Source organism: Pseudoalteromonas sp. BDTF-M6 (assembly GCF_018334135.1).
Classification (GTDB): Bacteria; Pseudomonadota; Gammaproteobacteria; order Enterobacterales; family Alteromonadaceae; genus Pseudoalteromonas.
In genome coordinates, this window is sequence record NZ_JAGXTQ010000004.1 from 180,481 (window position 1) to 207,360 (window position 26,880).

General features: G+C 51.8%; 26 protein-coding genes. 14 read left to right on the forward strand and 12 right to left on the reverse strand.

What is annotated here, in order from left to right:
* Positions 1-13: 13 nt before the first annotated feature.
* Positions 14-349 carry a ribonuclease E inhibitor RraB gene (gene rraB, locus KD147_RS10685; protein ID WP_105188225.1) on the reverse strand — a complete coding sequence of 112 codons (336 nt, stop codon included), beginning with the start codon at positions 347-349 and terminating at the stop codon, positions 14-16.
* The gene (locus KD147_RS10690; RefSeq protein ID WP_105188616.1) at positions 350-1,054 is read right to left on the reverse strand and encodes a 1-acylglycerol-3-phosphate O-acyltransferase; all 705 of its coding nucleotides are present in this window, start codon (positions 1,052-1,054) and stop codon (positions 350-352) included.
* Between the two features lie 661 nt (positions 1,055-1,715).
* Between KD147_RS10690 and katG the strand changes: the two genes are divergently transcribed.
* Entirely contained in the window at positions 1,716-3,878 is a 2,163-nt protein-coding gene (katG, locus tag KD147_RS10695) for a catalase/peroxidase HPI (RefSeq protein ID WP_212547850.1), read from the forward strand.
* Positions 3,879-3,922: 44 nt separating this feature from the next.
* On the opposite strand, the gene parC is transcribed toward katG, so the two are convergent.
* The 7 genes from parC to KD147_RS10730 are packed head-to-tail and all read right to left on the reverse strand — an operon-like array spanning position 3,923 to position 11,693.
* Positions 3,923-6,220: a DNA topoisomerase IV subunit A gene (gene parC, locus KD147_RS10700; protein ID WP_212547851.1), complete on the reverse strand. Its 2,298-nt coding sequence runs from the start codon at positions 6,218-6,220 to the stop codon at positions 3,923-3,925.
* A 16-nt stretch (positions 6,221-6,236) separates the two neighbouring features.
* Positions 6,237-7,331, reverse strand: a complete 1,095-nt coding sequence (locus KD147_RS10705; RefSeq protein WP_212547852.1) for a PQQ-dependent sugar dehydrogenase — start codon at positions 7,329-7,331, stop codon at positions 6,237-6,239.
* Between the two features lie 54 nt (positions 7,332-7,385).
* Positions 7,386-9,281: a DNA topoisomerase IV subunit B gene (gene parE / locus KD147_RS10710; RefSeq protein WP_212547853.1), complete on the reverse strand. Its 1,896-nt coding sequence runs from the start codon at positions 9,279-9,281 to the stop codon at positions 7,386-7,388.
* A gap of 19 nt (positions 9,282-9,300) precedes the next feature.
* Positions 9,301-9,870: a YqiA/YcfP family alpha/beta fold hydrolase gene (locus KD147_RS10715; RefSeq protein WP_212547854.1), complete on the reverse strand. Its 570-nt coding sequence runs from the start codon at positions 9,868-9,870 to the stop codon at positions 9,301-9,303.
* On the reverse strand, positions 9,855-10,631 hold the full coding sequence (locus KD147_RS10720; RefSeq protein WP_212547855.1) for a metallophosphoesterase: 777 nt from the start codon (positions 10,629-10,631) through the stop codon (positions 9,855-9,857). The genes KD147_RS10715 and KD147_RS10720 overlap by 16 nt, the downstream gene beginning before the upstream one ends.
* On the reverse strand, positions 10,618-11,073 hold the full coding sequence (locus KD147_RS10725) for a DUF1249 domain-containing protein (protein WP_212547856.1): 456 nt from the start codon (positions 11,071-11,073) through the stop codon (positions 10,618-10,620). The genes KD147_RS10720 and KD147_RS10725 overlap by 14 nt, the downstream gene beginning before the upstream one ends.
* Complete coding sequence (locus tag KD147_RS10730) at positions 11,070-11,693, reverse strand: NUDIX domain-containing protein (RefSeq protein ID WP_212547857.1); 624 nt, start codon at positions 11,691-11,693, stop codon at positions 11,070-11,072. The genes KD147_RS10725 and KD147_RS10730 overlap by 4 nt, the downstream gene beginning before the upstream one ends.
* Positions 11,694-11,876: 183 nt before the next feature.
* Here KD147_RS10730 and tolC point away from each other — a divergent pair, with 183 nt between their 5' ends.
* The 3 genes from tolC to KD147_RS10745 all read left to right on the forward strand — a co-directional run bounded on the left by tolC (position 11,877) and on the right by KD147_RS10745 (position 14,871).
* Entirely contained in the window at positions 11,877-13,238 is a 1,362-nt protein-coding gene (gene tolC, locus KD147_RS10735; protein WP_212547858.1) for an outer membrane channel protein TolC, read from the forward strand.
* Positions 13,239-13,328: 90 nt separating this feature from the next.
* On the forward strand, positions 13,329-14,255 hold the full coding sequence (gene lpxL / locus KD147_RS10740) for an LpxL/LpxP family Kdo(2)-lipid IV(A) lauroyl/palmitoleoyl acyltransferase (RefSeq protein WP_212547859.1): 927 nt from the start codon (positions 13,329-13,331) through the stop codon (positions 14,253-14,255).
* A 43-nt stretch (positions 14,256-14,298) separates the two neighbouring features.
* Positions 14,299-14,871, forward strand: a complete 573-nt coding sequence (locus KD147_RS10745; RefSeq protein WP_212547860.1) for a TcpQ domain-containing protein — start codon at positions 14,299-14,301, stop codon at positions 14,869-14,871.
* Positions 14,872-14,878: 7 nt separating this feature from the next.
* On the opposite strand, the gene glnE is transcribed toward KD147_RS10745, so the two are convergent.
* Positions 14,879-17,734, reverse strand: a complete 2,856-nt coding sequence (glnE, locus tag KD147_RS10750; protein ID WP_212547861.1) for a bifunctional [glutamate--ammonia ligase]-adenylyl-L-tyrosine phosphorylase/[glutamate--ammonia-ligase] adenylyltransferase — start codon at positions 17,732-17,734, stop codon at positions 14,879-14,881.
* Positions 17,735-17,804: 70 nt separating this feature from the next.
* Between glnE and KD147_RS10755 the strand changes: the two genes are divergently transcribed.
* The 6 genes from KD147_RS10755 to ruvX are packed head-to-tail and all read left to right on the forward strand — an operon-like array spanning position 17,805 to position 21,932.
* The gene (locus KD147_RS10755) at positions 17,805-18,695 is read left to right on the forward strand and encodes a DUF350 domain-containing protein (RefSeq protein ID WP_212547862.1); all 891 of its coding nucleotides are present in this window, start codon (positions 17,805-17,807) and stop codon (positions 18,693-18,695) included.
* A gap of 15 nt (positions 18,696-18,710) precedes the next feature.
* Positions 18,711-19,133, forward strand: a complete 423-nt coding sequence (locus tag KD147_RS10760; RefSeq protein WP_105255757.1) for a hypothetical protein — start codon at positions 18,711-18,713, stop codon at positions 19,131-19,133.
* A 36-nt stretch (positions 19,134-19,169) separates the two neighbouring features.
* Positions 19,170-19,904: a 16S rRNA (uracil(1498)-N(3))-methyltransferase gene (gene rsmE / locus KD147_RS10765; RefSeq protein WP_212547863.1), complete on the forward strand. Its 735-nt coding sequence runs from the start codon at positions 19,170-19,172 to the stop codon at positions 19,902-19,904.
* A 56-nt stretch (positions 19,905-19,960) separates the two neighbouring features.
* Positions 19,961-20,914, forward strand: a complete 954-nt coding sequence (gshB, locus tag KD147_RS10770; protein ID WP_105255759.1) for a glutathione synthase — start codon at positions 19,961-19,963, stop codon at positions 20,912-20,914.
* A gap of 14 nt (positions 20,915-20,928) precedes the next feature.
* Positions 20,929-21,486 carry a YqgE/AlgH family protein gene (locus tag KD147_RS10775; RefSeq protein WP_212547864.1) on the forward strand — a complete coding sequence of 186 codons (558 nt, stop codon included), beginning with the start codon at positions 20,929-20,931 and terminating at the stop codon, positions 21,484-21,486.
* Positions 21,483-21,932, forward strand: a complete 450-nt coding sequence (gene ruvX / locus KD147_RS10780) for a Holliday junction resolvase RuvX (RefSeq protein ID WP_212547865.1) — start codon at positions 21,483-21,485, stop codon at positions 21,930-21,932. The genes KD147_RS10775 and ruvX overlap by 4 nt, the downstream gene beginning before the upstream one ends.
* A gap of 71 nt (positions 21,933-22,003) precedes the next feature.
* Here the strand turns inward: ruvX and KD147_RS10785 are convergent, their stop codons facing one another.
* Positions 22,004-23,140 (reverse strand): PilT/PilU family type 4a pilus ATPase, encoded by a 1,137-nt coding sequence (locus KD147_RS10785; protein WP_105255762.1) that lies wholly within the window; start codon positions 23,138-23,140, stop codon positions 22,004-22,006.
* Positions 23,141-23,154: 14 nt separating this feature from the next.
* A complete protein-coding gene (locus tag KD147_RS10790; RefSeq protein ID WP_105255763.1) occupies positions 23,155-24,207 on the reverse strand; it encodes a type IV pilus twitching motility protein PilT in 1,053 nt (350 codons plus the stop codon).
* 31 nt (positions 24,208-24,238) lie between these two features.
* On the opposite strand from KD147_RS10790, the gene KD147_RS10795 reads away from it, so the two are divergent.
* The 4 genes from KD147_RS10795 (at position 24,239) to KD147_RS10810 (ending at position 26,874) form a co-directional block, all read left to right on the forward strand.
* A complete protein-coding gene (locus tag KD147_RS10795) occupies positions 24,239-24,928 on the forward strand; it encodes a YggS family pyridoxal phosphate-dependent enzyme (RefSeq protein WP_212547866.1) in 690 nt (229 codons plus the stop codon).
* A 44-nt stretch (positions 24,929-24,972) separates the two neighbouring features.
* Positions 24,973-25,794, forward strand: a complete 822-nt coding sequence (gene proC, locus KD147_RS10800; RefSeq protein ID WP_212547867.1) for a pyrroline-5-carboxylate reductase — start codon at positions 24,973-24,975, stop codon at positions 25,792-25,794.
* 22 nt (positions 25,795-25,816) lie between these two features.
* A complete protein-coding gene (locus KD147_RS10805) occupies positions 25,817-26,350 on the forward strand; it encodes a YggT family protein (protein ID WP_105255766.1) in 534 nt (177 codons plus the stop codon).
* An 86-nt stretch (positions 26,351-26,436) separates the two neighbouring features.
* Positions 26,437-26,874, forward strand: coding sequence for a DUF4426 domain-containing protein (locus KD147_RS10810; RefSeq protein ID WP_105255767.1), 438 nt, complete (start codon positions 26,437-26,439; stop codon positions 26,872-26,874).
* The last annotated feature ends 6 nt before the right edge of the window (positions 26,875-26,880 follow it).

Consider the following 26,880-nt stretch of genomic DNA (forward strand, 5'->3'; position numbering starts at 1 on the left):
TAAAAACCATCTTTTAGTCTTGGAAGTAAGTACCCCAGCCATCGTATTCAACCTGGTTTTGCTCGGCAATGGCCACCAGCTTGTCTACGTCTTCCATAATGGCATCGGCGTTGAGTTCACACTCTACCACCACATCGAAACCCCAGATGGTACCGCCGTCTTCCAGTTCCAGCTCGGCCGGCTCTTCAACATCGTAACCCAGTTTAAAAGCGGCCAACGCGGCATTTTCCAGCGCGGTAAAGTCTTCGCATACAAAGTGGTGCTCTACTTCGTACAGAAGCTCGGGATTAGAGCCGTCTTCCAGTAAAGACTCAACAATTTCTTCGCTTATTTCGCGCCAGTTTTCCATTTAGCTTCTCTCATTTAATTGCGTCAGCGTTTCATTCATCACCTCATGGAAGTGATCGGCATATTGGCGAACACTCATGGATGAATCTAACAGCTGTGGGGCTAACATTTTGATGTAGATAGTACCATTATCCCAGCGGTTTAACTTAATACATTTATGCGTATCGCTCATCACCACGGGGATCACCGGAATATTGGCGTTTGCGGCGGTATGAAAGGCGCCGGTTTTGAAAGGCAGCAGGCCACGGCCATAGCTGCGCGTCCCTTCGGGGAACATCCACAGGGATAAACCGCCTTGTTTTAGCTTTTCCGTGGTCTTAGTAATGGTGGCCATGGCTTTTTTACGGTTGCCACGGTCAATAAGGATATTACCCGAAAGCCAGTACAGCTGACCAAAGAAAGGGATCCACTTTAGGCTCTTCTTACCCAAGCTCACGGTGTTGCGCTGCAGGGCTCCTGGCAAGAAAAAGATATCATAGTTATTTTGATGGTTGGCAATATACACCGCCGGCTCGCCACTGATGATGGACTCATCTTTTTCGATCACGAGTTTAACACCGAATACGCGCGACGTCGCCGCATACCAGCTACCGATCACCCGTACATTATCGCCATGAAACGGACGCACAAGGCACAACAAAAAACCTGCAATGAAACTACAAGGAATAAATACCGCAATCACCAACAAGCGTAACAATGCCAGCACAATTAACTCCAACTTTCGAGATTGGCCGGCATTATACATAGGCTGATTTATTTTAGCGAACACTTGTACGCCGCTTTTTATTATCTCGCTGCAGCCAAAATACCTAGGGCCATTATTAGGGTCTGTTTATCTTTGCGGTTTACTTTATGTTCAATCTAAACGCATTCTGATGAATATCATCACTGATTTATGTGGTTTAATTCATCCGTGAAGCTTGGTTACATCGCGCATCCATGCGCTCACCTCGCTAAGCTGCGAAGCATTGCTTCGGTCTTGCTCACCTATGTTCATAGCGAGCAACACAGAGCAGGATGCGTTTAGATGAACCCGCAGGGCAGCGCTTGTAGCGCATTTCTACTGTGTTGTTACATGTTCATGTAGAATAACTACACCACACATGTGCCGCCTTGTATAAATCCGCTACAAACTGCTGCAGAAACAAACAACAAAGGTCAACAGACCCTACTTTAGCGCATTTGTAAACATAGCACAGGCTTGTCCTGTGCGCTGCACCAAGGCTGCTTGTTAGGTTGCGGTTTTTATTGGTTAATATTCCCACCTTTAACACCTCCATTGGCTACACTTGAGTCATTAGCTAACGTCACTTCATCTATGTCGGCTGTTGGATGTAGTCCTGATTTTGATACTAAAAGGAACCCCAATGACTAAGTGTCCCGTAATGCACGGCGGTCTGACCCATAACGCCGAGGCCAACACCGACTGGTGGCCAAATACCCTCAACCTCGACATCCTCCACCAGCATGATGGCAAGTCCACCCCCTATGACCGGGACTTCGACTATGGCGCGGAATTTTTAAAGCTCGATCTCGAGGCGGTGAAACAAGACCTTAAGGCCCTGATGACCCACAGCCAACCCTGGTGGCCGGCGGATTGGGGCCATTATGGTGGCTTGATGATCCGCATGGCCTGGCACGCCGCCGGATCCTACCGTATTGCCGATGGTCGCGGTGGCGCCGGCACCGGCAATCAGCGCTTTGCTCCCCTTAATTCCTGGCCCGATAACGCCAACCTCGACAAGGCTCGGCGCCTGCTGTGGCCGATCAAGAAAAAATACGGCAATCGTTTATCCTGGGCCGACTTGATCATCCTTGCTGGTAATATGGCCTATGAGTCCATGGGCTTAAAGACCTTTGGCTTTGCCGGCGGTCGCGAGGATATTTGGCACCCGGAAAAAGACGTCTATTGGGGCGCAGAAAAAGAATGGCTGGCGCCCAGCGATGAACGCTATGACGACGTCAACCAGCCGGGCACCATGGAAAATCCCTTAGCGGCGGTACAAATGGGGCTTATCTATGTCAATCCCGAAGGCGTCAACGGCCAGCCGGATCCGCTGAAAACCGCGGCACAAGTGCGCGAAACCTTCGCTCGCATGGCCATGAATGATGAAGAAACCGCGGCGCTTACCGTAGGTGGCCATACAGTGGGCAAGGCACACGGCAACGGCGATGAAACACTGCTGGGCCCAGAGCCCGAGGCCGCCGATATCAGCGAGCAAGGCCTGGGCTGGATTAACCATACCCAGCGCGGTATCGGCAGCGACACCCTTACTTCGGGCTTAGAAGGTGCCTGGACCAGTCACCCCACTCGTTGGGACAATGGTTACTGTTATTTACTATTGAACTATGAGTGGGAATCGAAAAAAAGCCCGGCCGGCGCCTGGCAGTGGGAGCCCATCAATATTAAGGAAGAAGACAAGCCCGTCGACGCCGAAGATCCCAGCATTCGCCATAACCCGATCATGACAGACGCCGATATGGCGATGAAGATGGACCCCAGCTACCGTGCCATTATCGAGCGCTTCGCCAAGGATTTTGACTACTTTAGCGATGTATTTGCCCGCGCCTGGTTCAAGCTGACACACAGGGATCTCGGTCCCAAGGCCCGCTACTTAGGCGCCGATGTGCCCAATGAGGATCTGATTTGGCAAGACCCTATCCCTGCGGTGAATTATATCCTTAGCAACCATGAAATAGACGAGCTTAAGGTCAAGCTGCTCGATTGCGGCGTCAGCCACAACGATTTGATCAGTACCGCCTGGGATAGCGCCCGCACCTATCGCGGCTCGGATCACCGCGGCGGCGCCAACGGCGCCCGTATTCGCTTGGCGCCACAAAAGAATTGGCCGGGCAACGAGCCGGCACGCCTTGCTCGCGTCCTTGATGCGCTGGAAAAATTACAGGCAGAGCTAAGTAAACCGGTTAGTCTGGCCGATTTAATCGTGCTTGGCGGCTGTGCCGCGGTGGAGCAAGCGGCCCATGCTGCCGGCGTCGCCACCAATGTGCCCTTCTCGCCGGGACGCGGCGATGCCAGTATCGAAATGACGGATGCGGAGTCCTTTGCGCCGTTGGAACCCATCGCCGACGGCTTTCGCAATTGGCTAAAACAAGACTATGCGGTGCCCGCCGAAGAGTTGCTACTCGACCGCGCCCAACTTATGGGTCTCACGGCGCCAGAAATGACGGCGCTGGTCGGCGGTATGCGCGTGCTCGGCACCAATTATGGCGGCAGCGAACATGGCGTGTTTACCAGCAGCGTGGGCGTACTGAGCAATGACTTCTTCGTGCACCTGACCGATATGGCCTATCGTTGGCAAGCGCGCAGCGACGGCCTTTACGATCTGGTTGACCGCGAAACCGACGTAGCCAAATGGACGGCAACCGGGGTCGATTTAATCTTCGGTTCCAACTCGGTACTGCGCGCCTACGCGGAGTTTTACGCCCAGGATGATAACAAGCATCGCTTTGTGCACGACTTTATCAAGGCCTGGTGCAAGGTAATGGATGCCGACCGCTTCGATTTATAAGGTGTCGACTTAGCCACAAAAAAAGAGGGCTGCTGCCCTCTTTTTTATTCTTCGGTTGTGTCTGCCACTTCAGGCTCAGGCGTACTGCCTGCAAGTTCAATCTCGCAGCCATCCACCCTTTGTAAGCCACGGGGCAGTTTATTACCTCGGCGGCCTCGCTCACCATGGTAGTGCTCTAAATCGCTTGGTTTGAGCGTCAGCTTGCGCTTACCGGCAAGCAAGGTCACGCTGGCGCCTTGCGGCACCACGGCCAGTAATTTCACAAATTCCTCACGAGCTTGCACCTTGGCGCTCGGGATGGAAATGATCTTATTGCCCTTACCCTTGGCCAGCTTGGGGAGATCGCGCAGCGGGAACAATAGCATGCGCCCCTCGCTGGAAATGGCCATGCAATAGTCGCTGGCAATATCACCCACGGCAATGGGCTGCAGCAGTAAGCCACCTTTTGGAATGCTTACCAGCGCCTTACCGTTTTTGTTTTTACTGACCAGATCGTTAAATTCGGCCACGAAACCATAACCGGCATCGCTGGCCATCAGCAGCATCTGCTCATTGTCGGCCATCACCGCATGCTCCAAGGTCGCCCCTGCAGCAATATTAAAGCGTCCCGACATGGGCTCACCCTGGCTGCGCGCCGACGGTAAACTATGGGCATCGGTGGCAAAGGCACGGCCACTGGAGTCGAGGAACACCGCTGGCTGATTGCTCTTACCCTTGGCGCTGGCCTTAAATTTATCGCCCGAGCGATAGCTCAAGCCTTCGGCATCGACATCATGACCCTTGGCCACACGGGCCCAGCCTTTTTCGGAAAGCACCACTGTCACCGACTCGGACGGGATCAAATCCTTCTCGCTCAGCGCCTTGGCTTCTTCACGCTCAACCACGGGCGAACGACGTTCATCGCCATAGGTTTCTGCCGCTTCCTGAATTTCCTTTTTCATCAGCGTCGACATGCGACGCTCTGAACCCAGCGTCAGCTCTAATTTGTCACGCTCTTTGGCCAGCTCATCCTGCTCACCGCGAATTTTCATTTCCTCTAACTTAGCAAGATGACGAAGTTTTAAGTCCAGAATCGCTTCGGCTTGTGTTTCCGTTAAGCCAAAACGCTCCATCAACACCGGCTTGGGCTCGTCCTCGTTGCGGATAATGGCAATCACTTCGTCAATATTGAGGAAGGCAACCATTAAACCTTCAAGGATATGCAGACGTGCTAAAACCTTATCGAGGCGGTATTGCAAACGACGACGCACCGTATCACGGCGGAACTCAAGCCACTCGGCCAAAATACTGCGCAGGTCTTTGACCTGAGGACGACCATCGAGGCCAATCATATTCAGGTTAACGCGGTAGTTTTTCTCAAGATCTGTGGTTGCAAACAGGTGCGCCATCAGCGGCTCCACCTTAATGCGGTTCGAGCGCGGCACCACCACGATGCGGGTCGGGTTTTCATGGTCCGACTCGTCGCGTAAGTCCGCCACCATGGGCAGCTTTTTCGCGGTCATTTGGTTGGCAATTTGCTCCAGTACCTTGGCACCCGAGCACTGATGCGGCAGCGCAGTGATCACTATTTCACCTTGCTCAACATGGTACTTGGCACGCATTTTTAGCGAACCACGACCCGTGGTATACATCTTCTCGATGTCGGCTTTCGGGGTGATAATTTCCGCTTCGGTGGGGTAATCCGGTGCCTTTACCAATTGCAGCAGTTCGGCTAATTCGGTTTTTGGTTTATCGAGCAATAAACAACAGGCTTCGGCCAGCTCACGCACGTTGTGAGGCGGAATATCCGTGGCCATACCAACGGCGATACCGGTCACCCCGTTTAAGAGGATATGCGGTAAACGAGCCGGCAATACCAGAGGCTCTTTCATGGTACCGTCGAAGTTCGGCGTCCAGTCTACCGTGCCCTGACCAAGCTCTTTGAGCAGCACCTCGGAGAACTTAGACAAACGCGCTTCGGTATAACGCATGGCGGCGAAGGACTTAGGATCATCCGCCGCGCCCCAGTTACCCTGGCCATCCACCAGCGGGTAACGGTAAGAAAACGGCTGTGCCATCAACACCATGGCTTCATAACAGGCGCTATCACCATGGGGGTGATACTTACCTAACACGTCACCCACGGTACGGGCGGATTTCTTGTATTTTGCCGCCGCCGATAAGCCCAGCTCGCTCATGGCATAGACAATACGGCGTTGTACCGGCTTCAGGCCATCGCCAATATGCGGCAAGGCGCGGTCCATGATCACGTACATGGAATAGTTAAGGTAGGCGTCTTCGGTAAAACGCCCCATAGTAAGCTGCTCTATGCCTTGTTGTGACAAGGTCGTTGTTTGTGTCATTGCTCGTTATCCAAACTTACTTTTTATTGTATTGCACTCGGTAGATGGCATTGGCGTAATCATCGGAGACCAGTAGGCTGCCATCGGGCATTTGCACCATGGCCACCGGGCGACCATAGGTTTGCTCATTTTCCATAAAGCCGGTGATAAAAGGCGTATAGCCCGTCACCTTATCGCCCTCAACCTTGGCGACCATAACCCGGTAACCCGCTTTTTTACTGCGGTTCCACGAGCCGTGCTCGGCCACAAATAGCTGATTTTTAAACTTGGCCGGGAACTGCTCGCCGGTGTAGAAATGAATCCCCAACGGCGCTACATGGGCACCCAAATTAAGGGCCGGCTGCACATAATCGCTCATATTCTTACCCTTACCGAATTCAGGATCGGCAATGGTGCCGCCGTGAAAATAAGGGAAGCCAAAATGTTGGCCAGGCTCGGTGATCACATTGATCTCACAGGGCGGGATATCATCGCCCATCATGTCGCGGCCATTGTCGCTAAACCAGAGATTGCCGGTTTGCGGGTGGTAATCAAACCCCACCGAATTACGTACGCCCTTGGCGATGGTGGTCACTTCTTTGCTTTTTAGGTCCAGTGAGTAAAGCAAACCAAATTCCGGGTCCTCGGCGCAGACATTACAAGGCACACCCACTGGAATGATTAAATCACCCTGGGGGGAAAAGCGAATAAATTTCCAGCCATGATGGCGTTTATCGGGAAGCTGGTCGAATACCACTTCCATTTCGGCCTTATCCAGCTTGGAGTCGATGTCTTTAAAGCGAACGATGCGCTCAACCTCGGCAACATATAAATCGCCATCCTTAAAGGCGATACCGGACGGCAAATTCAAGCCCTCGGCTATCAACACCTGGCGCTCCGCCTGGCCATCTTTATCCGCATCGATTAACGCGTGCACCTTGCCGGCCTTGCGCGAACCCGCATAGACGATGCCGCTGTCTGATAACGCCAGCTGACGGGCATTATCTACGTTTAAGGCATATGGCTCGATACTAAAGCCTTCGGGGACCAATAGACGTTCGGTAATGTCCGTAGCCTGGGCACTGCCCACAAAGGCCAAACCCATTAACGTACTTAAAATTTTCTTACCCATGGAAACCTCTCTCTGTTTATTGGCGCCTTAGCTCGGCGCCCAGATTGCTGTTACTTACAGTTCAACTTCGGCCTTATCGCCATGGTTTTCTAACCATTGGCGGCGATCGCCGGAGCGCTTTTTCGCCAGCAGCATGTCCATCACTTCTTCAGTCTGCTCCGGCTCGTCCAAGGTTAACTGCACCAAGCGACGGGTGTTGGGATCCATGGTCGTTTCGCGCAGTTGCAGTGGGTTCATTTCACCCAAACCTTTAAAGCGCTGCACATTCACCTTGCCGCGCTTTTTCTCTGCTTCGATACGATCCAGGATTCCGGTTTTTTCATCTTCATCGAGGGCATAGAACACCTCTTTACCCACGTCGATACGATAGAGCGGAGGCATCGCCACATAGACATGGCCCTGAAGAACCAGGGACGGGAAATGCTTTACAAACAGCGCACACAGCAAGGTGGCGATATGCAGTCCGTCGGAGTCCGCATCGGCAAGAATACACACCTTGCCATAGCGCAACCCGCTTAAGTCTTCGCTATCCGGGTCGATACCCAGGGCCACGGAAATATCGTGCACCTCTTGGGAAGCCAGGATCTGCCCCGACTCCACTTCCCAGGTATTAAGGATCTTACCGCGCAGCGGCATGATCGCCTGAAAGTCTCTATCGCGTGCCTGTTTAGCCGAACCGCCCGCCGAGTCACCTTCCACCAAAAAGAGTTCGGTGCGCTCGATTTCGCTGCTGCTACAGTCGGTCAGCTTGCCCGGTAGTGCCGGCCCTTGAGTGACCTTTTTACGCACCACCTTTTTTGCCGCGCGCATACGGCGCTGTGCATTACTGATACACAGCTCGGCCAAGAGTTCGGCCACGTCTGTGTGTTCGTTCAACCACAGACTAAAGGAGTCTTTCACCACTCCGGACACAAAGGCCGCACATTGCCGTGACGACAGCTTTTCTTTGGTTTGTCCGGCAAATTGCGGGTCTTGCATCTTCACCGACAACACATAGGAGCACTTATCCCAGATGTCTTCCGGAGTCAGACGCACGCCCCGTGGTAAGAGATTACGGAATTCACAGAACTCGCGCATGGCCTCAAGCAGACCCTGGCGCAAGCCATTAACATGAGTACCGCCCTGGGCGGTAGGGATCAGGTTTACATAACTTTCAGTGATCGACTCACCACCTTCGGGCAGCCATAGCAAGGCCCAGTCGACCCCTTCTGTGCTGCCGCTAAACTCACCGGTAAAGGGTTGTTGCGGAAGGGTTTCATAGCCCTTGGTGGCGTCCTTGATATAGTCTTTGAGGCCTGCCTCGTAGAACCACTCTTGCGTTTCCTTGGTTTGCTTATTGATAAAGCGAATGCGCAAACCCGGGCATAGCACCGCCTTGGCCTTAAGCACATGGTTTAATTTCGTCAGTGAGAAGTTGGCCGAATCAAAATACGAGGCGTCGGGCCAAAAGCGCACCGAGGTTCCTGTATTACGCTTACCCACGGTGCCCGTTACGTGCAAATCTTGCACCTTATCACCATCGGCAAAGGCAATTTCGTAGACCTGACCGTCGCGACGCACGGTCACCTCAACTCGGGTCGACAAGGCGTTCACCACGGAAATACCCACACCGTGCAAACCACCGGAGAACTGGTAGTTTTTATTGGAGAACTTACCACCGGCATGGAGTTTAGTGAGGATCAGCTCAACCCCGGGGATCCCTTCTTCCGGGTGAATATCAACCGGCATACCCCGGCCATCATCGATCACCTCAAGGGAGTTATCTTCATGGAGGATCACATCCACCTTACTGGCATGACCGGCCAGGGCCTCATCGACACTGTTGTCGATCACTTCTTGGCCCAGGTGGTTAGGACGAGTGGTATCTGTATACATGCCCGGACGACGTTTTACCGGGTCCAGACCATTTAATACTTCAATTGCTTCGGCGTTATAGTTCTGCTGGCTCATATTTTTATTCGTTAACAGCCTATGTGGTTAGGGTGATATTTAAGAATCGCGTAATGGCGCCAAAATAGCGCTCAAATCCTACAAAGCGGTGCTCGCCGCCGGGTTCAACAACCTGTCGGCAGAGTTGGTAGTAGTCTACGGCCTGCCTATAGGGTAACACTTCATCACCTTGTTGTTGTAACAAAAACAATAGCTCGGGGGAAGCTAATTGCTCCAAATAAAGTTGTTCCAGCGCCTGCAAATGCGTTTGCTCTAACTGGTAATGATAATCCTGATAAGGATTGTATTGGGCCCCCAAATATTCGCTAAACCGACGCGCAGGATGCACCGCAGGGTTAACCACCACGGCGGGTAGCCCATGGGTTTGCGATAAGTAAGTGGCGTAAAAGCCACCCAGGGAGCTGCCGATCAGGGCGGTGTGCTCATCCAGGTGCGTCTCTAACTGGGCGATGGCCGCTTCTGGATCGTGACTTAAACGCGGCACAATATACTGCCCGGACCAATTGGCCAGGTACTCGCCTAATTGCACCGCTTTTTGCGATAGCTCCGAGCTATTGAAGCCATGAATATAGATTAATTTTCTAGCCATACGACCTGTGTCTTGAGTAACCCGTCCTGCTCCACGCGCAGACGGCGATAGGCCGGGCCCACGCTCTGTTGCTGCCAATCCTGCGTGTGTTTGGTAAATTGAATCGAGGTCGCTGGAGTTCCGTATATAGTTACGCCCTCATAAACACGTTCATACTCGTTATGAGCATGACCATGCACCAGCGCCTGAACCTGGGGGTACTCGCCCAGTAAATCCAACAATTGGGCGCCATTTTCCAAAATGTGTTTGTCGATATAACCGCGCACCGGCAAGGGATGATGATGACCGATTAATATATGCGGCGCGTCACTCTCGGCCAGCGCCGCTTTAATATCGTGCAGGTGCGACTTGCTCACCCAGCCCGACGGCGTGGTGCCCTTGGTATTGATCAGCAGTAGTTGCGCATAGGGATGGCAAATACGTTTGCAGGCCCGGATTTGCCCTTCACTCATGGCCTGCAAATGGATTAATTCATCATGATTGCCGGGCACCCAGAATACCGGACATGCCAAGGGGCTCTGCGCCACCAGCTCGGCAAATAATTGATAAGACTCGGCCGTGTGATCCTGAGTTAGGTCGCCACCGAAGACCACAAAATCGAACGCTTCCTCGGCCATGGCCGCCAAAGTTTTCGCCAGATGATCGGCGCAGTTAACGTTAAAGTATTCGCCGCTTTTATCGGCAAACACATGACTATCGGTAAAGTGGCCGAAGTGCAGCGGCTTGGCTGCATTAATATGATGTTCTTTAAACCAGGCCACTGCCACAATCCCAATCCAATACCGCCTCTCCGTGCGAAATACAAAACGTTAGCCAGTCGTGTAAAAACGCATTGACCTGATACTTCTCGTCTTTTTGATGCATGCCCGCATTCGGGTAGCTGTAGGTTGGCTTAATGCGGCTGTGATAGTCCGGATGCACCACCTCGGCCACCCGGGCATCGTGATAGATGCGCACATTCATCGGCGGCGTAAACATACCGGCAATGGCACCGCGCACCTGAGTAATACAAATATCCGTGGTGTACTTGGCCATCTGCTCTATATCGACTTGATAGCGCTCATGACGAATATCCAATAAACGCGACGCTCCCCGGCATTGCTGCTCGGGAAGGATGCGCAGCACATTGGCATAATTGCGCTCACATAGAGTTAGATACTTGGGTAATGATTGTATATACCCGGCTTTTCTTTGTACCGTCACGGTTTATTCCACTGCTGTAATATTCGCTGCTCGTTCAGTGCCAACCATTGTAGACTGATCACCGTAGCGGCGTTATCGATTTCACCGCTGCTTAGGCGAGCCAGGGCGTCATCCAAATCCAGTACATGTACCTTAATATCTTCGCCCTCATGATCCAAACCGAAAATCCCTCCGGCCTCACTGAGATCCGTTGGCGCCAAGTATAAATAAAGACGCTCGCTGGTGCCCCCGGGGCTGGATAAATACGACAGCATAAATTCCAGCTCGCCAAGCTCCAGTCCGGCTTCTTCCTGTGCTTCTTTACGCACCACGGCTTGATAGTCTTCACTGCCATCGGCCATGCCGGCGATGCACTCCAGTAACCAAGGACTGTCTTTACTGGCCATGGCGGCGATACGGATCTGCTCAACCAATAGCACCTGACGACTGCGGGGATCATAAGGTAAGACCGCCACCGCATGACCCCGTTCAAATATTTCCCGCTCTATGGTATCGCTGCGACCGCCGGCAAAGAGGGCATGGTTAAATCGGTACTTATCCACTTTAAAGAAGCCATCGAAGACTCTTTCGGTGCTTTCAACCTGCACATCTTCGTTTTTAAAACTACTGATTTTATTCATATAAAACAGACCGATTACGTTAAGTCACAAAAACAAGAATAAACGATACCGTTTACCCTTCCTCAAAATATAAATTCTGTTACACTTAAGCATATATTATTTACGCTTTTGCTTTTCAATATCGTGTCTAAACACGATAACATGCAGATAAATCGCAATATATTCCTAAGGACTGTACTGATAATGAAAAAGACACTGTTGACGACATTGCTAGCGCTTAGCTTTAGCTCTTACAGTCATGCTGAAGACCTGCTCCAGGTTTATCAAATTGCCCTTGAAAATGATCCCGTGGTCCTTAAAGCCAAGGCCAATGCCGAAGCGCAACAGCATAACACAGACCGAGCCTTGAGCGCCTTGTTACCGCAAGTCGACTTCTCTATGGGCTACAATAAGACCGACAGTGACGGTTACGATATCGACACCGATTCGGGCCAATTGATGTCTCTCGATACCGAGCGCGACACTTTTTCTCGTCAGATCAGCCTTAACCAAGCCATTTTCAATTTGAACGCATGGCGCTCTTTGGATATCGCCGACAAGCAAGCGCTGCAACAGCAAACCGTTTACGACCTGGCACAACAAGCCCTGATCGTGCGCGTATCGCAAGGTTACTTCAATGTCCTTAGCGCCATCGATACCCTTGAATTTGTGCAAGCGGAAAAACGCGCCATTGAGCGTCAATTAGAACAGACCAAACAGCGCTTTGCCGTAGGCCTAACGGCGATTACCGATGTCCACGAAGCACAGGCTCAGTTTGATAACTCGGTTGCCCGTGAAATCGTTGCCAAAAACGATGTGGAAACGGCACGTGAGCAACTACGTGAAATCACAGGTAAATACCACGCCAAGCTGGATACCCTGGATACAGACACCTTCTCGACCGTGCAGCCAACCAAGCAAAATACCGATTTCGTTGAGCTTGCTAAGCAAAATAACTTAGAGCTGCAAGTGTCTAAGGCCACCGTTGATATCGCCAAGCAACAGATTGATCTAGCACAAGCCGGTCACTACCCGACGCTGTTTTTGAATGCGTCTTACGGCGATTCCTTGACCGATACCGAAATCAGCACCATGGGCACTACCTTCAACCGTGATCACGTGCCGCGTGAAGATCAAACGACCGTTGGCCTGAGCTTTAACTTGCCACTTTACTCCGGTGGTGCCACCGTGGCATCAACCAAGCAGGCACGTTCTCTGTACGTGGCCGCCAGTGAAGACCTGGAAGCGACACTACGTGCCGTTACCCGCTCGACCATCACCTCATACAACCAGGTGGTATCGGATATCGCTACCTACAAGGCCCTTGAGCAGGCGGTGATCTCGGCGGAAAGTGCGTTGCAAGCAACCGAAGCCGGTTTTGAAGTGGGCACACGTACCATTGTCGACGTATTGGTCAGCACCCAAAACCTCTACAACGCCAAGCGTAACCTGGCCAACGTGCGTTATCGCTATGTGGTCTCAACCCTGGCACTGAAACAAGCGGCGGGTACCTTGACGGCACAAGACCTAGAAGCTATCAATCAGGGCTTAAAAGCACAAAACTAAGCTAATAAACAAAGCCAGCCTCAGCGCTGGCTTTGTTTTGTCAATTTAACGTATACTGAGCGCCATTCGTCATGATAAATATCAACGCTTGTGGTTAACAAAACATCCTTCCAACTGGCTTTTTTTGCCCCGAAATACTGGCCTAGCTGGCTATCCGTTTTCTTACTCTATACCCTTAGTTGGTTACCCCAATCCTGGCAACTGGCGTTAGGACGTGCACTCGGCCGCCTTGTTTATCGCTTGATGAAAAAGCGCCGCAAAATCGCCGAAGTAAATATCGCCCTGTGCTACCCGGAGCTAAACGCCGAGCAACGAGCCGAGCTGGTGCTTAAAAACATGGAAAACACCGGCATGGCCATCTTTGAAAGCGCCATGGCCTGGTGGTGGCCCGATTGGCGTATTAAGCGCATTGTTGGCTCAATCACAGGTTTGGAACACATAGATCAGGCGAATGCCGAAGGCTGTGGTGTACTACTCATGGCACCACATTATTTGCACCTTGAAATGTCATCCCGGATCATGGGCACACAGCGCCACGCTGTTGGCTTTTACAGACCTCACAACAACGCCTTGATGGATTATTTCACCACCAAGGGCCGATTGCGTTCAAACAAATATCTCGTTGGTAAGCGCGATATCAAAGGCCTTTTGAAAGCGCTAAAAGACAAAAATTTCTGTTATTACCTGCCAGACCAAGATTACGGCAGAAAACGCAGCGTTTTTGCCCCATTCTTCGCAGTTGAACAGGCCGCGAGTACTACAGGGACGCTTATCTTTGCATCTGCGAAATACTGTAAAACTCTCAGTATCCTCAGCCGTCGCGATGAAAAGGGTAAATATCATTTAGCGGTGCAACCGGCGCTAGAGAATTTCCCCAGCGGCGATGAGGTGGCCGATGTCACAGCGGTCAACCAACGCATGGAAGAGGCTATCAATAAAGCACCAGAGCAATACATGTGGTTGCATCGACGCTTTAAGACCCGTCCGGATAAAAACGCGCCCTCTTACTACCGCTAAAAACACAGGGCCCTGAATAATAAAAATAATAGGAAGGTAAGCAATGTGGTTTTGGATTAAACATTTATCTTTGGCGGCAATCCTGCTGTTTGCCGCCGGCTACTTTTTACTTGGTGATGGGCCCATGTTTAAAGACCAGCAGGACAATGCCGCCGCTTCCGGCTTATCCCAGTTTTATGCCAGTATTAAAAGCTCGGTTCGCAGTGCCACCGAGCGCGATAAGTATGTGATTGATCTAGGTGCTCCTGGGCAAGATCTTGATGCCCAGCTTAGCCAACGCCTAGGCACGGTGCAGGGCACAGATCTGCGCTGGCAAGGCAGCGTGAAAACTCGCCGCTTTAGCGCTGGCGCTACCTTGAAAAAAGCCCTGTCCGATTTTGCCAAAGAAGAAGGCGTGGTTTTTTACTGGCACCTGGACAAGGACTATGTCATAAAGCATCCGTTTCGCGTCGACGACACCTTTGTAGCCACCCTACATCAGGTGGGCAGAGCCATCGACAGCGACTTTGAAAGCGATGTGCAAACCTACTTTTGCCATCAACAACGGGCCGCGCTTATCACCGAGCGCCCATCCGCCTATGTGCGGGACAACTGCATTAAAACCGTTGCCCGCTAGGGCAGCCTTAGTCGGACTGAGGCGGTGATAACAAGGCCGCCCAAATCGCACTGACGCTGGTTATTTCCTGCTGCACTTCCAACTTAGCCACCAGCTTATCCTGATTACGCAAGCTCAACACATGATACAGGCCTCGGTAATGGCAATAGGCATGGATCAATTGCCGTGCCTCGCTCTCGCTAATGCAATCATAGGCCGCGGCGATTTCGAGAATGCGAATATTATCCGAGTAAGTCACCAGCTGAGGGTGTTGTTCGGCATAGGCCAACACCAAATACTGGGTGATAAACTCAATGTCGGTCATACCGCCATAACCTTGTTTGAGGTCGAACAGCAGCTCGTTATCCCGACTCAGGTGCTGGCGCATTTTCTCACGCATCTGTAATACATCCTGTTGCAACGCCGGGCGCTCCCTGTGTTGCGTCAGTATGCTGTGGCGTATCTCGTCAAAGCGTGCCGCCAGGTCTTGAGCGCCGTAAATCACCCGCGCGCGCACCAAGGCCTGGTGCTCCCAGGTCCAGGCCTGAGTTTGCTGATAATGCAAAAAGCTTTCGATATTAATGGCCAGCAGACCGGATGACCCTTCTGGGCGCAAGCGGGTATCAAGCTCATACAAGATGCCGGAGCTGGTGCGGGTATTGAACAAATGCATCAGTCGCTGCGCCAACTTTAAATAAAACTGGCGGGAGGAAATCACCTTGTCACCATCGGTATTGGAGTCGCCATCATGGTTATGAACAAACACCAGATCGAGATCCGAGTCGTAACCCAACTCCAGCCCGCCTGCCTTGCCGTAGGCTATCACCGCAAAGCCCTTGCGCTCATCGTCCGTGCCCTCGGGACGGCCAAAACGCGCGACCATTTGTTGCCAGGCTAGGTTAACCGCCTGCTCCACAATTGCCTGTGCTAAGGCGGTCAAGTGATCGCTCACCTTCATTAAGGGTAATACCCCGGTGGCATCGGCGGCGGCAATGCGCAGCTGCTGAGTTTGTTTAAATTGCCTAAGGGCTTCCATTTGCAGCTCAAGATCCTGCTCATCGATTCGCAGGAAATACTGACGGATCTCATTGGCGTAGGCATCCAAGGGCAAGGGTTTGTAGAGCTCGGCCGGGTCGATCAGTTCATCGAGTAAAATCGGGTAATGAGCAATTTGCTCGCCGATCCAACGGCTGTGCGCACACAAGCGCACCAGTTGCTGCAAGGCGCCGGGATTTTCCAACAAGAGCTCCAGGTAGGTGGTGCGCGACATGATTTTATCGAGCACATTGGTCACCAGGGCAACCACCTCGCCGCTGGCGCTGATTTTTTGTAACCGCGCCAGCACCTGAGGCATCAACTTATCAAGGGTATCGCGGCCGCGCTTGCCGATAGGCTGCTTGCTCACCCGCTCACGAAAATGCTGCAAAGGTGCCTGCCAACTGGCTCTTTGCTCCGGCTCGGCGATAACATCGCTGAGCGCCTCGATATCACCATGCTCCCAGGCCAACACATAACCACTGTCCACGCTGGCGCTGGGCTCCTGTTCAAACCCGATCACCTGTTCAAATTCAGTGCGAATGCGAACCATGGCGGCATCAATCAGTGCGCGCGCCCCCTGCTCATCGGGCTGCTCCAGCAAATAACTTAGACGCAGCCAATCTTGCTCATTATCCGGCAATTGTTGGGTTTGTTGATCGGCAAAGGCTTGTAAATACTGCTCCACCCGGCGCAACAAGGCATAGTCGTGCCACAACTGCTGATATTGCTCGTCGGAAAAGACAGCCAAGGACGTGAGTGCCTTAAGCGCCTGATGCAAACCCGCGGTCTGTAACTCCCGCTCGCGACCACCGCGAATGAGCTGTAGCGCCTGCACTACGAACTCCACCTCACGAATACCACCGGCCCCGAGTTTAATATTATCGACCAGACCCTTGCGCCTGACTTCCTGAGCGATCAGCGATTTCATCTTACGCAGCGACTCGATCACCGAAAAGTCGATATAGCGACGATAAACAAAGGGTCGCAGCAGGGTATAAAATTCCTGATGGTAGGCGCTGGCGCTGCCAATCAAGCGGCCCTTAAGCATGGCATAGCGTTCCCACTCTCGGCCCTGCTCCTGGTAATAATCCTCCATGGCGGCAAAGCTCATCACCAGCGGACCACTGTCGCCAAAGGGGCGTAAACGCATGTCGACTCGGAACACCCGGCCATCGGCGGTGTGCTGATCCAGCGCCGCAATCACCTTTTGCGCCACCTTGGTATAAAACACCTGAGCCTCAATGCTGCGACGCCCGCCCTGGGTCGACACCGACCGCGGGTAGGTAAAAATCAAATCGATATCGGAAGAATAATTAAGCTCAAAGCCACCTAGCTTGCCCATGCCTAAAATCAGCATAGGCAGGCGCTCTCCCCGCTCATCAAATGGCTCACCGTTGAGCCTGGTCACCTGCGCATAGGCCCAGCAATTGGCGGCATCGATCAACTTATCACTCAACTCGGAGACATAACGCATGGAGTCGGCAATGTCGTTGGCACACACCAAATCCAGGTAAGCCACATGCAACCAATATTGCTGTCGATACAAACGCAAGCGGCGCATCGCCTTAACATCATCCACTTCTTCAAGAGGCTCACTGAACACCTCGGGCGCCGCATAGGAGGCTTGCTGCTCGGGAGCCAATAGCCACTCACCCCAGTGGGGATGGGCGCTGAGCACCTTAAAGGCAAAGTCACTGAGCGCCAGTAATTGCACCAATGGCGACCGCAGGGGCGCCTGCAAGGGCGCCTGCAAGGGCGAGCCCATTTCTTGCGGGTTATATATCTGTTGATAGCGACTTTCACCAAGTTGTTGTAATAACGTGGGAATAGTTATGGCTGCTGGCATGAAATAGCTCTCTTTTAAGTTACGGCCAAGCGTACTAGAATGAAGTCAAAGTTACTCTAATGTAGTCAGTATGACGTATTTTACTTTGTCAAACGAGTCCCTCTACACTTTTGCAATTTGCTTTGCGGCCATTGCCTTAGTGTTGTTTTTGCTGCGTATCTATACTCAGATCAAGGCAAGACAAACCCTCAGTGAAGAGCTGGCCCAGCGCGATAACTTCGCCCTCGGCATCAGCTACGCCAGTTATTTGCTCTCCCTGGTACTGGTCATCGGCTACCTGCTGGACGACTTCTCCCTCGCAGTGATGAAGCAAGCCCCCTGGAAGGTGCCCTTTTTACTGCTGCTGATGTTGCTGTTTATCAAGGTCGGTCAGGCCATACATCGCAAGTGGATCTTAAGTCGTTTTAACGAAGAAAAGGCGATTTTAAAACAAAATGTCTGTGCCGCCATGGTCGACTCCGGCATGCTGCTGGGCAATAGCATAGTGGTTATCGGATTAGTTAACTGGTCACAAACCAATAGCCTATACTCTTTGTTAGTGGTGTCTGTCAGCTTTTTAATGTTGCAGTGCATGTTTGCCTTGGATAGCAAAATTCGCGAGGCGCGCTTTGCTAAATTTAACCAAGGTGCCTCATTGCAGAATAACTTTAATCTGGAAAATACCTCTATCGGCATCCGCTATGCGGGCAAGTCGTTGGGACTGGCGTTGGCCATCTACGCCGGGCTGGCCAGCGCCACCTATCACAGCGGAAAAATGGTTGAAAATGTCTTTACATTGGCGGTGCACTGCGGTCTGATGTGGATATTGGTGATGGCGATGTCACGGGTCGTACTTTTAATCGTGCTCTATCGCGTCAATACCGGTGTAGAAGTTGATCATCAGGATAACGTCGGCATTGCCGCGGTTGAGTTTTCGGTGCACTGCGCCATGGGCTATTTACTGATTCAATTTTTTACCTAAGGCATAAGGGCCTTCATGAATTTAAGCAATTTTCTCCTGCTCGACAGTGACCCTTTGTTAAGCCGTGCCTTTTGCGCCCGAGTTGACAGCTCACAAGTGATCGTTGCCGGTGCCAACACCCGTCACATGGTCAAACTTATGTTTGACCAGCAGGCCAAGGATTATTGCTACTGTGATTTTGAAAATGAAATTAGCGTCGCCGAGCTTTCCAGCTATTTATCGCGTCATCACAAGATTGCCGGCGTGCTTATTTTTGCCGAGGTTTATGAGCACGCCAGCGACACCTTCAAATGGGTAATAGACTCCCTGCATCCCAAACGCTACCTCATCGAACAACATGACCAACATTACCATCTTGAACCTCTAGACACTCCCTTTCGCCACAACCACTTAAGCTGCAATCAGGACCCAGATTCACTTGCGCATTTAGGCGACTAGTTTAGACTGTCGCAAAACCCCCTTTAGAGCATTCATATGAGAGTTCCGCATATTTATGAACCGGCAACCCTAGAGCTAGGCATTGAGCTCGACCTAGGTGATGACGCCGCCGGACACATTGGCCGCGTGCTGCGCATGCAAAGCGGCGATCAGATCAGCCTGTTTAACGGTGAGGGAGGCGAGTATTTATGTGAAATCCTCATTGCCAGTAAAAAGCAGGTGCGAGTTAAGGCGATTGAATTCAAAGACTTCGAATGCGAATCATCCTTGGCTATTCACCTTGGCCAGGTGATCTCCCGCGGCGATAAAATGGATTTCACCATTCAGAAATCGGTGGAATTGGGTGTCAGTGAAATCACCCCCTTATTTAGCGAGCGCTGCGGCGTAAAATTAGCGGCCGACCGGCTTGCGAAGAAGCATCAACAATGGCAGAAAATCGCCATTGCTGCGGCAGAGCAATGTGGACGTAACCAGATCACCACCATACATGAGCCCATGCCTTTGGAACAATGGCTGCAGCAAGTCACCAATGCCACTAAACTTACCTTACACCCCCGCGCCGAGCACAGCATTAAAACCTTGGCCGCACCAAGCTCAGGGGTGCGCTTTTTAGTTGGTCCGGAAGGCGGCTTTAGCGATGAAGAGATAGCCTCAAGCCACAATAATGGTTTTATCGATATCCGTCTTGGCCCACGGGTACTGCGCACGGAAACAGCGGCGTTAACCGTACTCAGCGCACTGCAGTTGGAATTTGGCGATCTCGGCAATTGATTTTGCCCACCGCCAACCCCATTACATAGTTAGAATTTTTTTAAGCGAGCATAGCAATGGCAATAAAACTGGGCATTATTAGCGACCCGATTTCAGGATTTAACATTAAAAAAGACACCGGCTTTGCAATGATGATGGAAGCACATAAGCGTGGTTATGAGCTTTATTACATCGAAATGGACGACCTGTTTTTACGTCAAGGTCGTGCCTTTGCTCATGCCGCCAAGGCCGCGGTGTTTGATAATCCAGAGAAATGGTATGAGTTGCAGCCCCAGAGCGATATTGCCCTAGGTGAACTGGATATTATCCTGATGCGTAAGGATCCGCCCTTTGATACCGAATACGTGTATGCCACCTATATTTTAGAGCGTGCCGAGCTGGAAGGTGCCCTGGTGGTGAATAAACCGCAAAGCCTGCGCGATGCCAACGAAAAGCTCTACACCGCCTGGTTTAGCGAGTTTACCCCGGACACCCTGGTAACGCGCTCGGCCAAGCAGATTCGCCAGTTCCTCGGCGAGCATGGCGACATTATTCTTAAGCCCCTGGATGGCATGGGCGGTGCCTCTATTTTCCGCGTTAAGCAAGACGATGCCAATATCGGTGTGATCATCGAAACCCTGACCGAGCACGGCAGTCGCTATGCCATGGCACAAAATTATATCCCAGCGATCAAAGACGGCGACAAGCGCGTATTGGTAGTAGACGGTGAGGTGATCCCCTACTGTTTGGCCCGTATTCCACAAAAAGGCGAAACCCGTGGCAATCTTGCCGCCGGTGGCCGCGGTGAGGTACGCCCGCTTAGTGATGACGAGCGTCGTATCGCCGAAGCCCTGGCGCCAACCTTAAAAGCCAAGGGCTTGTTGTTTGTTGGCCTGGACATTATCGGCGATAAGCTCACCGAAGTGAACGTCACCGCCCCGACCTGTGTGAAAGAAATCGAGGGCGAAACCGGTATCTCTATTACCGGACAGTTTTTTGATGCGTTGGAGCGTAAGCTCACGCCAGCTTAACCTAAGGTAAGCCTATGCAATCATTAACGAACCACTTTTTAGTCGCCATGCCATCGATGCAAGATCCCTTCTTCAAGCACGCGGTGGCCTACATTTGCGAGCACAATGATGATGGTGCCATGGGGCTGGTGATCAACCAGCCCATCGATGTCACCGTGGGCGAGTTGCTCGACAAGGTCGAAATCGATAACGATAAGAGCAGCCAGGCGGCAGGCCACCAGGTGTTTGCTGGCGGACCGGTGAAAACCGACCGTGGTTTTGTACTGCATACCCCTAAACCCGGCTACGCCTCTTCGCAGGAGCTAAGCTCGGAGATCATGATCACCACCTCCAAGGACGTGCTCGCCAGCTTGACCACCAGCGATGCGCCGCAGGACTTTATTATCACCCTGGGCTATGCCGGCTGGTCCGAAGGCCAGTTGGAGAAAGAGTTGCTGGAAAATACCTGGCTGATCATCGAGGCCGACCCGCAGATCATATTTAACACCCCCATTAGCGAGCGCTGGCACAAGGCCCTGGCTTTGGTGGGAATAGATGCCGACAAACTAAGCCTTGAGGCCGGACACGCATGAACCCAAGCAATAAAACGCCGCCGGGGCAACGCAGTGTGATGGGTTTTGACTTTGGCACCAAAAGCATAGGTGTGGCCATTGGCCAGGAGCTCACCGGCACAGCCAATGCGCTGCGCGCCGTTAAGGCCCGTGATGGCATTCCAAACTGGGAGGATATTCGCGCCCTGGTGAATGAATGGCAGCCCGATTTACTGGTGGTTGGCTTGCCGCTGAACATGGATGGCACTGAGCAAGACCTCACCCACCGCGCCCGCAAATTTGCCAATCGCCTGCATAACCAAACCGGCTTGCAGGTCGAAACTCAGGACGAGCGCCTGACCACGGCGGCGGCCAAGGAGCAGTTATTTGCTTCCGGAGGTTATCGCAATCTGCGCAAAGACAACATCGACAACGCCTCGGCGGTGCTGATCCTCGAAAGTTATTTTTCGGCGGCCTACGGCGACTAAGGGCAGTAAGTTAGTGGGCTGATACAATAAGGGCGACCCTGAGGTCGCCCTTAATTATTTATGCAGGTGTTTTAAAACTTGTCGTCATCGCTGCTTAGGCCGTCAACGGTAACCCCTTGAAGGAAACCAGCACCCTGCTGATCGTTATTGCGCAACTTGATCATTAAGCGCAGATCGTTTGGCGAGTCGGCGTGGTGCAGCGCATCGGCATAGCTGATACGTTTGTCCTGATAATGGTTGAACAACGCCTGGTCGAAGGTTTGCATACCGATTTGCGTCGACTTTGCCATCACCTCTTTAATCGAACCAATTTCACCTTTTTTGATAAGCTCAGCCACCATGGGTGAATTCAGCAACACCTCGATAGCGGCAACACGACCCTCACCGTCCGCGGTGGGTACCAATTGCTGAGCAATAATGGCGTGCAGGTTCAGTGCCAGGTCGTATTTCAGCTTCTCGTGCTTTTCTTTTGGCACCAGGTGCATAATACGGTCGATGGCTTGGTTAGCGTTGTTAGCGTGCAGGGTCGCCACACACAGGTGACCGGTCTCGGCAAACGACAGGGCGTATTCCATGGTCTCTTGTGAACGGATCTCACCGATAAGGATCACATCCGGAGCCTGACGCAGGGAGCTTTTCAGCGCCGCTTCAAAGCTTTCCGTATCCAGGCCCACCTCACGTTGAGTAATAATACTCTTACTGTGTTCATGAACGAATTCGATCGGGTCTTCAATGGTCAGAATGTGACCCTTTTGATTGCGGTTACGATAACCCAAAAGCGCCGCCATTGAGGTCGACTTACCTGTACCCGTACCACCTACAAACAGCACCAGGCCGCGCTTTTTCATGATCACATCGGTTAATACCGACGGCAAGCCCAGGTCTTCCGCATTAGGAATAACCGTGTTAATACGACGAATAACCATACCCGCCTGGTCGCGCTGCCAAAAAGCCGAGACCCGGAAGCGGCCTTCTTCGGTGGCGATGGCAAAGTTACATTCTTTGCTGTTGTGGAATTCATTTATTTGCTTGTCGGTCATGGCCGACTCAACCAGGGTCAAAGATTCCTCGTCGCTCAATACATGGTCGTCCAGCGGCGTGAGCTCACCGTTGACCTTGGCGCTCACTGGCAAACCACTGGAAACAAATACGTCCGACGCCTCTAGGGCGACCATCTTTTGCAGGTGATGTGATAATGGCTGTAACATTGCTGAGTTCTATCCTACATTTGGCCCGATAAACCGAACTGGGTTTTATCATGGGCTTTAGCTTTAGCTGCTTGGGTACTGATAAGGCCACGGTTCAGTAAGTTATGTAAGCACTGATCCATGGTTTGCATGCCGTGGGCGGCACCGGTTTGGATGGATGAATACATCTGCGCAATCTTATCCTCACGGATAAGGTTACGAATCGCTGGAATACCTATCATAATCTCGTGGGCGGCAATCCGGCCTCCGGAGACTTTTTTCAGTAGCGTTTGCGAAATTACGGCACGCAGTGATTCCGACAGCATCGAACGCACCATGTCTTTTTCTTCACCGGGGAATACGTCGATAATACGGTCTATGGTTTTCGGTGCCGAGGTGGTGTGCAGGGTACCAAATACCAGGTGACCGGTTTCCGCCGCGGTCATCGCCAAGCGAATGGTTTCCAAGTCCCGCAGCTCGCCCACCAGAATAACGTCGGGGTCTTCACGCAAGGCACTGCGCAGTGCGGCGTTGAAGCTGTGAGTATCACGGTGCACTTCCCGTTGGTTAATCAAACACTGCTTATTTTGATGCACAAATTCGATCGGGTCTTCAATGGTCAGAATGTGATCGTGTCGATTGTTATTGATGTAATCGATCATCGCCGCCAATGTGGTTGATTTACCCGAACCGGTCGGCCCGGTTACCAGTACCAAACCACGGGGGTTATCCGAGATGGTTTTGAAGATGTCCGGCGCCCCTAAATCGTCTAACGTCAGTACTTCATTAGGGATGGTACGAAACACCGCGGCAGGACCACGGTTGGTATTAAAGGCATTAACACGAAAACGCGCAAGGTTAGGCACTTCGAATGAAAAATCCACTTCCAGATTTTCTTCGTATTCTTTGCGCTGTTTATCGTTCATAATATCGTAGACGAGCCCACTCACCTCTTTGGCTTCGAGCACGGGAATATTGATGCGGCGCACGTCACCATCGACACGGATCATCGGTGACACACCGGCAGAAAGGTGTAAATCCGAGGCCTTGTGTTGCACACTAAAGGCCAGTAATTCGGTAATATCCATAAATAGGACTCCACAACCAACTGATAACTTTATGGTTACAATAGCAGAACGACTCGATGCCGCCTATGACAGAATAGCTCAAGCGGCAAAAAAAAGCGGCCGCGATTATAATGACGTCACTTTAATTGCCGTTTCTAAGAAAAAACCCTTAGAAGATATTCTAGCGGCTTTTGCGCATGGTCACAGAGAATTTGCAGAATCTTATGTACAAGAAGGGGTTGAGAAGGTTCGTCAACTTAGTGAACATAAGAATATAGTATGGCACTTTATCGGCCCGATTCAGAGCAACAAAAGTAAGGCCATCGCCGAACACTTCAGCTGGGTGCAAAGTATCGACCGCGAGAAGATTGCCCGCCGCCTTGATGAGCAACGTCCCAGCAACATGAAACCGCTCCAAGTGTTAATACAAGTTAACATCGACGATGATCCCAACAAATCCGGTTGCCGTCTTGAGGACGTGCCGGCGCTGGCCGCTTTTATCGATAGCTGCAACCAGCTAAATTTGCGTGGTTTGATGGCAATTCCCGCAAAATCAGAAAGCTATGAGGCACAATTACAATCTTTTAAGCAATTAAGCGCTTGCTTTGATAGACTAAAGGACCAATATCCACAGCTCGACACCCTGTCCATGGGCATGAGTGGCGACATGGATGCGGCAATCGCCGCCGGCTCCACCATGGTGCGCATTGGCACCGCCATTTTTGGCGAGCGTGACCAATAGCACCGAGGCGCCGAACATCGAATAACACAAGATTTGAGGTCTATATGTCACAGCAAACCATCGCGTTTATCGGTACTGGAAATATGAGTTACGCCATCATTGGCGGCATGGTGAAAAATGGCTTTGCCAAAGAGCAAATCATTGCCACCAATCGTAATCAGGAAAAACTCGCGAAGGTGGCCGCAGACTTTGGTGTACGCACCACCGCCGATAATATTGAGGCCCTGCAACAAGCCGACATCATTGTTTTGTCGGTGAAACCCCAGATGATGGCTGAGTTGGCACAAAGCTTTATTGCCGCCGGGGTCGACTTCAGCGACAAGGTCTTTATTTCCGTTGCCGCCGGTATCACGGTGAAACGTCTGCAGGAAATGCTGAGCCACCCGGTAAAAATGGTGCGCTGCATGCCAAACACGCCTTCGCTGCTTGGTCGTGGCGTCAGCGGCCTGTATGCCGAGGGCACCAGCGAGGATGAAAACCAGTTTATTGAATCCGTGTTTAACAGCACAGGTCTGGTAGTGTGGGTCGATAAAGAAGAGCAAATCAACGACATCATCGCCGTCACCGGCTCATCACCGGCCTATTTCTTCTTGTTTATGGAAGCCATTGAACAAAAAGCGATTGAGCTGGGCTTTAGTGCCGAGCAAGCCCGCGCCCTGGTACAGCAAACCGCTCTGGGTGCGGCGGAGATGGCCCTGTCCAAAACAGATATCAGCATCGCCCAGTTACGCGCCAATGTAACGTCCAAAGGCGGCACCACCCATGCTGCGGTGGAGCACCTTAAGGCGCATGGCTTAGTTGAAAACGTCTCCGGCGCCATGGATGCATGCATTGCCCGCGCCCAGGAGATGGAGCAAGAAATTTAATTTTTTTATTGAGGCTGAACGCATGAACTCAGTGCATTTTTTAGTTGGCATCCTGTTTGATTTATTCCTTATGGTGGTGCTGTTGCGCTTTTGGCTGCAGGCGGCACGAGCGGACTTTTACAACCCGCTCAGCCAGTTTGTGGTGAAAGCCACCAGCTTTGCCGTTAATCCTCTGCGCAAGGTGATCCCCGGTTTTGCCGGTTTAGACATTGCCTCCCTGGTATTGGCATTTATTGTCGCCTTTGCCAAGGTTACCACCCTGCTGCTGATGTTTGGCGAGGGCTGGAACACCACCTTAGTGCTGATGGGCGGTGTGTTCACCCTAATCCGCGAGGCCTTGCAGCTACTGTTCTGGGTCTTGATCATTCGCGCCATTCTAAGCTGGGTGAGCCAGGGCTATAATCCTATCGAGGCCATCTTCCATCAGTTGACCGAGCCCATGCTACGGCCGATAAGAAAGGTGATCCCTCCCATTGGCGGTTTAGACCTGTCGATCCTTGTGCTGATCATCGCGTTACAATTTTTGCAGTTCTTATTAATGGATTTAACCCGTTAATAGCCTCGGGCGAGCACTAGTTCGCCCGATTTCTGATACACTTAGTTAGTAGACCCTACAGTACTCACAACACAGGAGTGGCAGCTATGAAAGCCCTGCTATACAGCCTAATTTTAAGCCTTCTGTGCATGGCTCCAAGCTATGCGGCGCAAAACGATGTTCAAGGCGGTCAGTTTAAAAACCTTGGCCATTGGCAAGTTCACTATATTGCCTTTCCCTCAACCACAATTTCCCCTCAGGTAGCCCGCAGCTATAACCTGGAGCGCGCCGGTGACAGAGCCCTAATTAACATTTCCGTGCTCAAGAACGACAAGGCGCAAACCGTGGCTATTTCAGGGGTGGCGAAAAACCTTCTAGGGCAAAGCGAGGAACTGGAGTTCCAGGAAATCAAAGAAGGCGACAGCGTTTACTATATCGCCCAGATGCGCTTTGAAGACGAAGAAACCTATCGCTTTGAAATTACCCTGACTCAGGGGACGACCGTGGAAGTACTGCGCTTTCACCAAAAGCTATATAAAGATTAAGAGAGA

Bases quoted from the DNA above. Each gene is read 5' to 3' on its own strand.
- KD147_RS10760 (WP_105255757.1), top strand. From the start codon at position 18,711: ATGAATTTAAGCAATTTTCTCCTGCTCGACAGTGACCCTTTGTTAAGC.
- KD147_RS10715 (WP_212547854.1), bottom strand. From the start codon at position 9,870: ATGGCTAGAAAATTAATCTATATTCATGGCTTCAATAGCTCGGAGCTA.
- KD147_RS10745 (WP_212547860.1), top strand. From the start codon at position 14,299: ATGTGGTTTTGGATTAAACATTTATCTTTGGCGGCAATCCTGCTGTTT.
- KD147_RS10755 (WP_212547862.1), top strand. From the start codon at position 17,805: ATGACGTATTTTACTTTGTCAAACGAGTCCCTCTACACTTTTGCAATT.
- KD147_RS10810 (WP_105255767.1), top strand. From the start codon at position 26,437: ATGAAAGCCCTGCTATACAGCCTAATTTTAAGCCTTCTGTGCATGGCT.
- parE (WP_212547853.1), bottom strand. From the start codon at position 9,281: ATGAGCCAGCAGAACTATAACGCCGAAGCAATTGAAGTATTAAATGGT.
- proC (WP_212547867.1), top strand. From the start codon at position 24,973: ATGTCACAGCAAACCATCGCGTTTATCGGTACTGGAAATATGAGTTAC.
- glnE (WP_212547861.1), bottom strand. From the start codon at position 17,734: ATGCCAGCAGCCATAACTATTCCCACGTTATTACAACAACTTGGTGAA.
- KD147_RS10730 (WP_212547857.1), bottom strand. From the start codon at position 11,693: ATGAATAAAATCAGTAGTTTTAAAAACGAAGATGTGCAGGTTGAAAGC.
- rraB (WP_105188225.1), bottom strand. From the start codon at position 349: ATGGAAAACTGGCGCGAAATAAGCGAAGAAATTGTTGAGTCTTTACTG.
- ruvX (WP_212547865.1), top strand. From the start codon at position 21,483: ATGAACCCAAGCAATAAAACGCCGCCGGGGCAACGCAGTGTGATGGGT.
- KD147_RS10805 (WP_105255766.1), top strand. From the start codon at position 25,817: ATGAACTCAGTGCATTTTTTAGTTGGCATCCTGTTTGATTTATTCCTT.
- rsmE (WP_212547863.1), top strand. From the start codon at position 19,170: ATGAGAGTTCCGCATATTTATGAACCGGCAACCCTAGAGCTAGGCATT.
- parC (WP_212547851.1), bottom strand. From the start codon at position 6,220: ATGACACAAACAACGACCTTGTCACAACAAGGCATAGAGCAGCTTACT.
- KD147_RS10785 (WP_105255762.1), bottom strand. From the start codon at position 23,140: ATGTTACAGCCATTATCACATCACCTGCAAAAGATGGTCGCCCTAGAG.
- KD147_RS10795 (WP_212547866.1), top strand. From the start codon at position 24,239: ATGGTTACAATAGCAGAACGACTCGATGCCGCCTATGACAGAATAGCT.
- tolC (WP_212547858.1), top strand. From the start codon at position 11,877: ATGAAAAAGACACTGTTGACGACATTGCTAGCGCTTAGCTTTAGCTCT.
- katG (WP_212547850.1), top strand. From the start codon at position 1,716: ATGACTAAGTGTCCCGTAATGCACGGCGGTCTGACCCATAACGCCGAG.
- KD147_RS10790 (WP_105255763.1), bottom strand. From the start codon at position 24,207: ATGGATATTACCGAATTACTGGCCTTTAGTGTGCAACACAAGGCCTCG.
- KD147_RS10775 (WP_212547864.1), top strand. From the start codon at position 20,929: ATGCAATCATTAACGAACCACTTTTTAGTCGCCATGCCATCGATGCAA.
- KD147_RS10705 (WP_212547852.1), bottom strand. From the start codon at position 7,331: ATGGGTAAGAAAATTTTAAGTACGTTAATGGGTTTGGCCTTTGTGGGC.
- gshB (WP_105255759.1), top strand. From the start codon at position 19,961: ATGGCAATAAAACTGGGCATTATTAGCGACCCGATTTCAGGATTTAAC.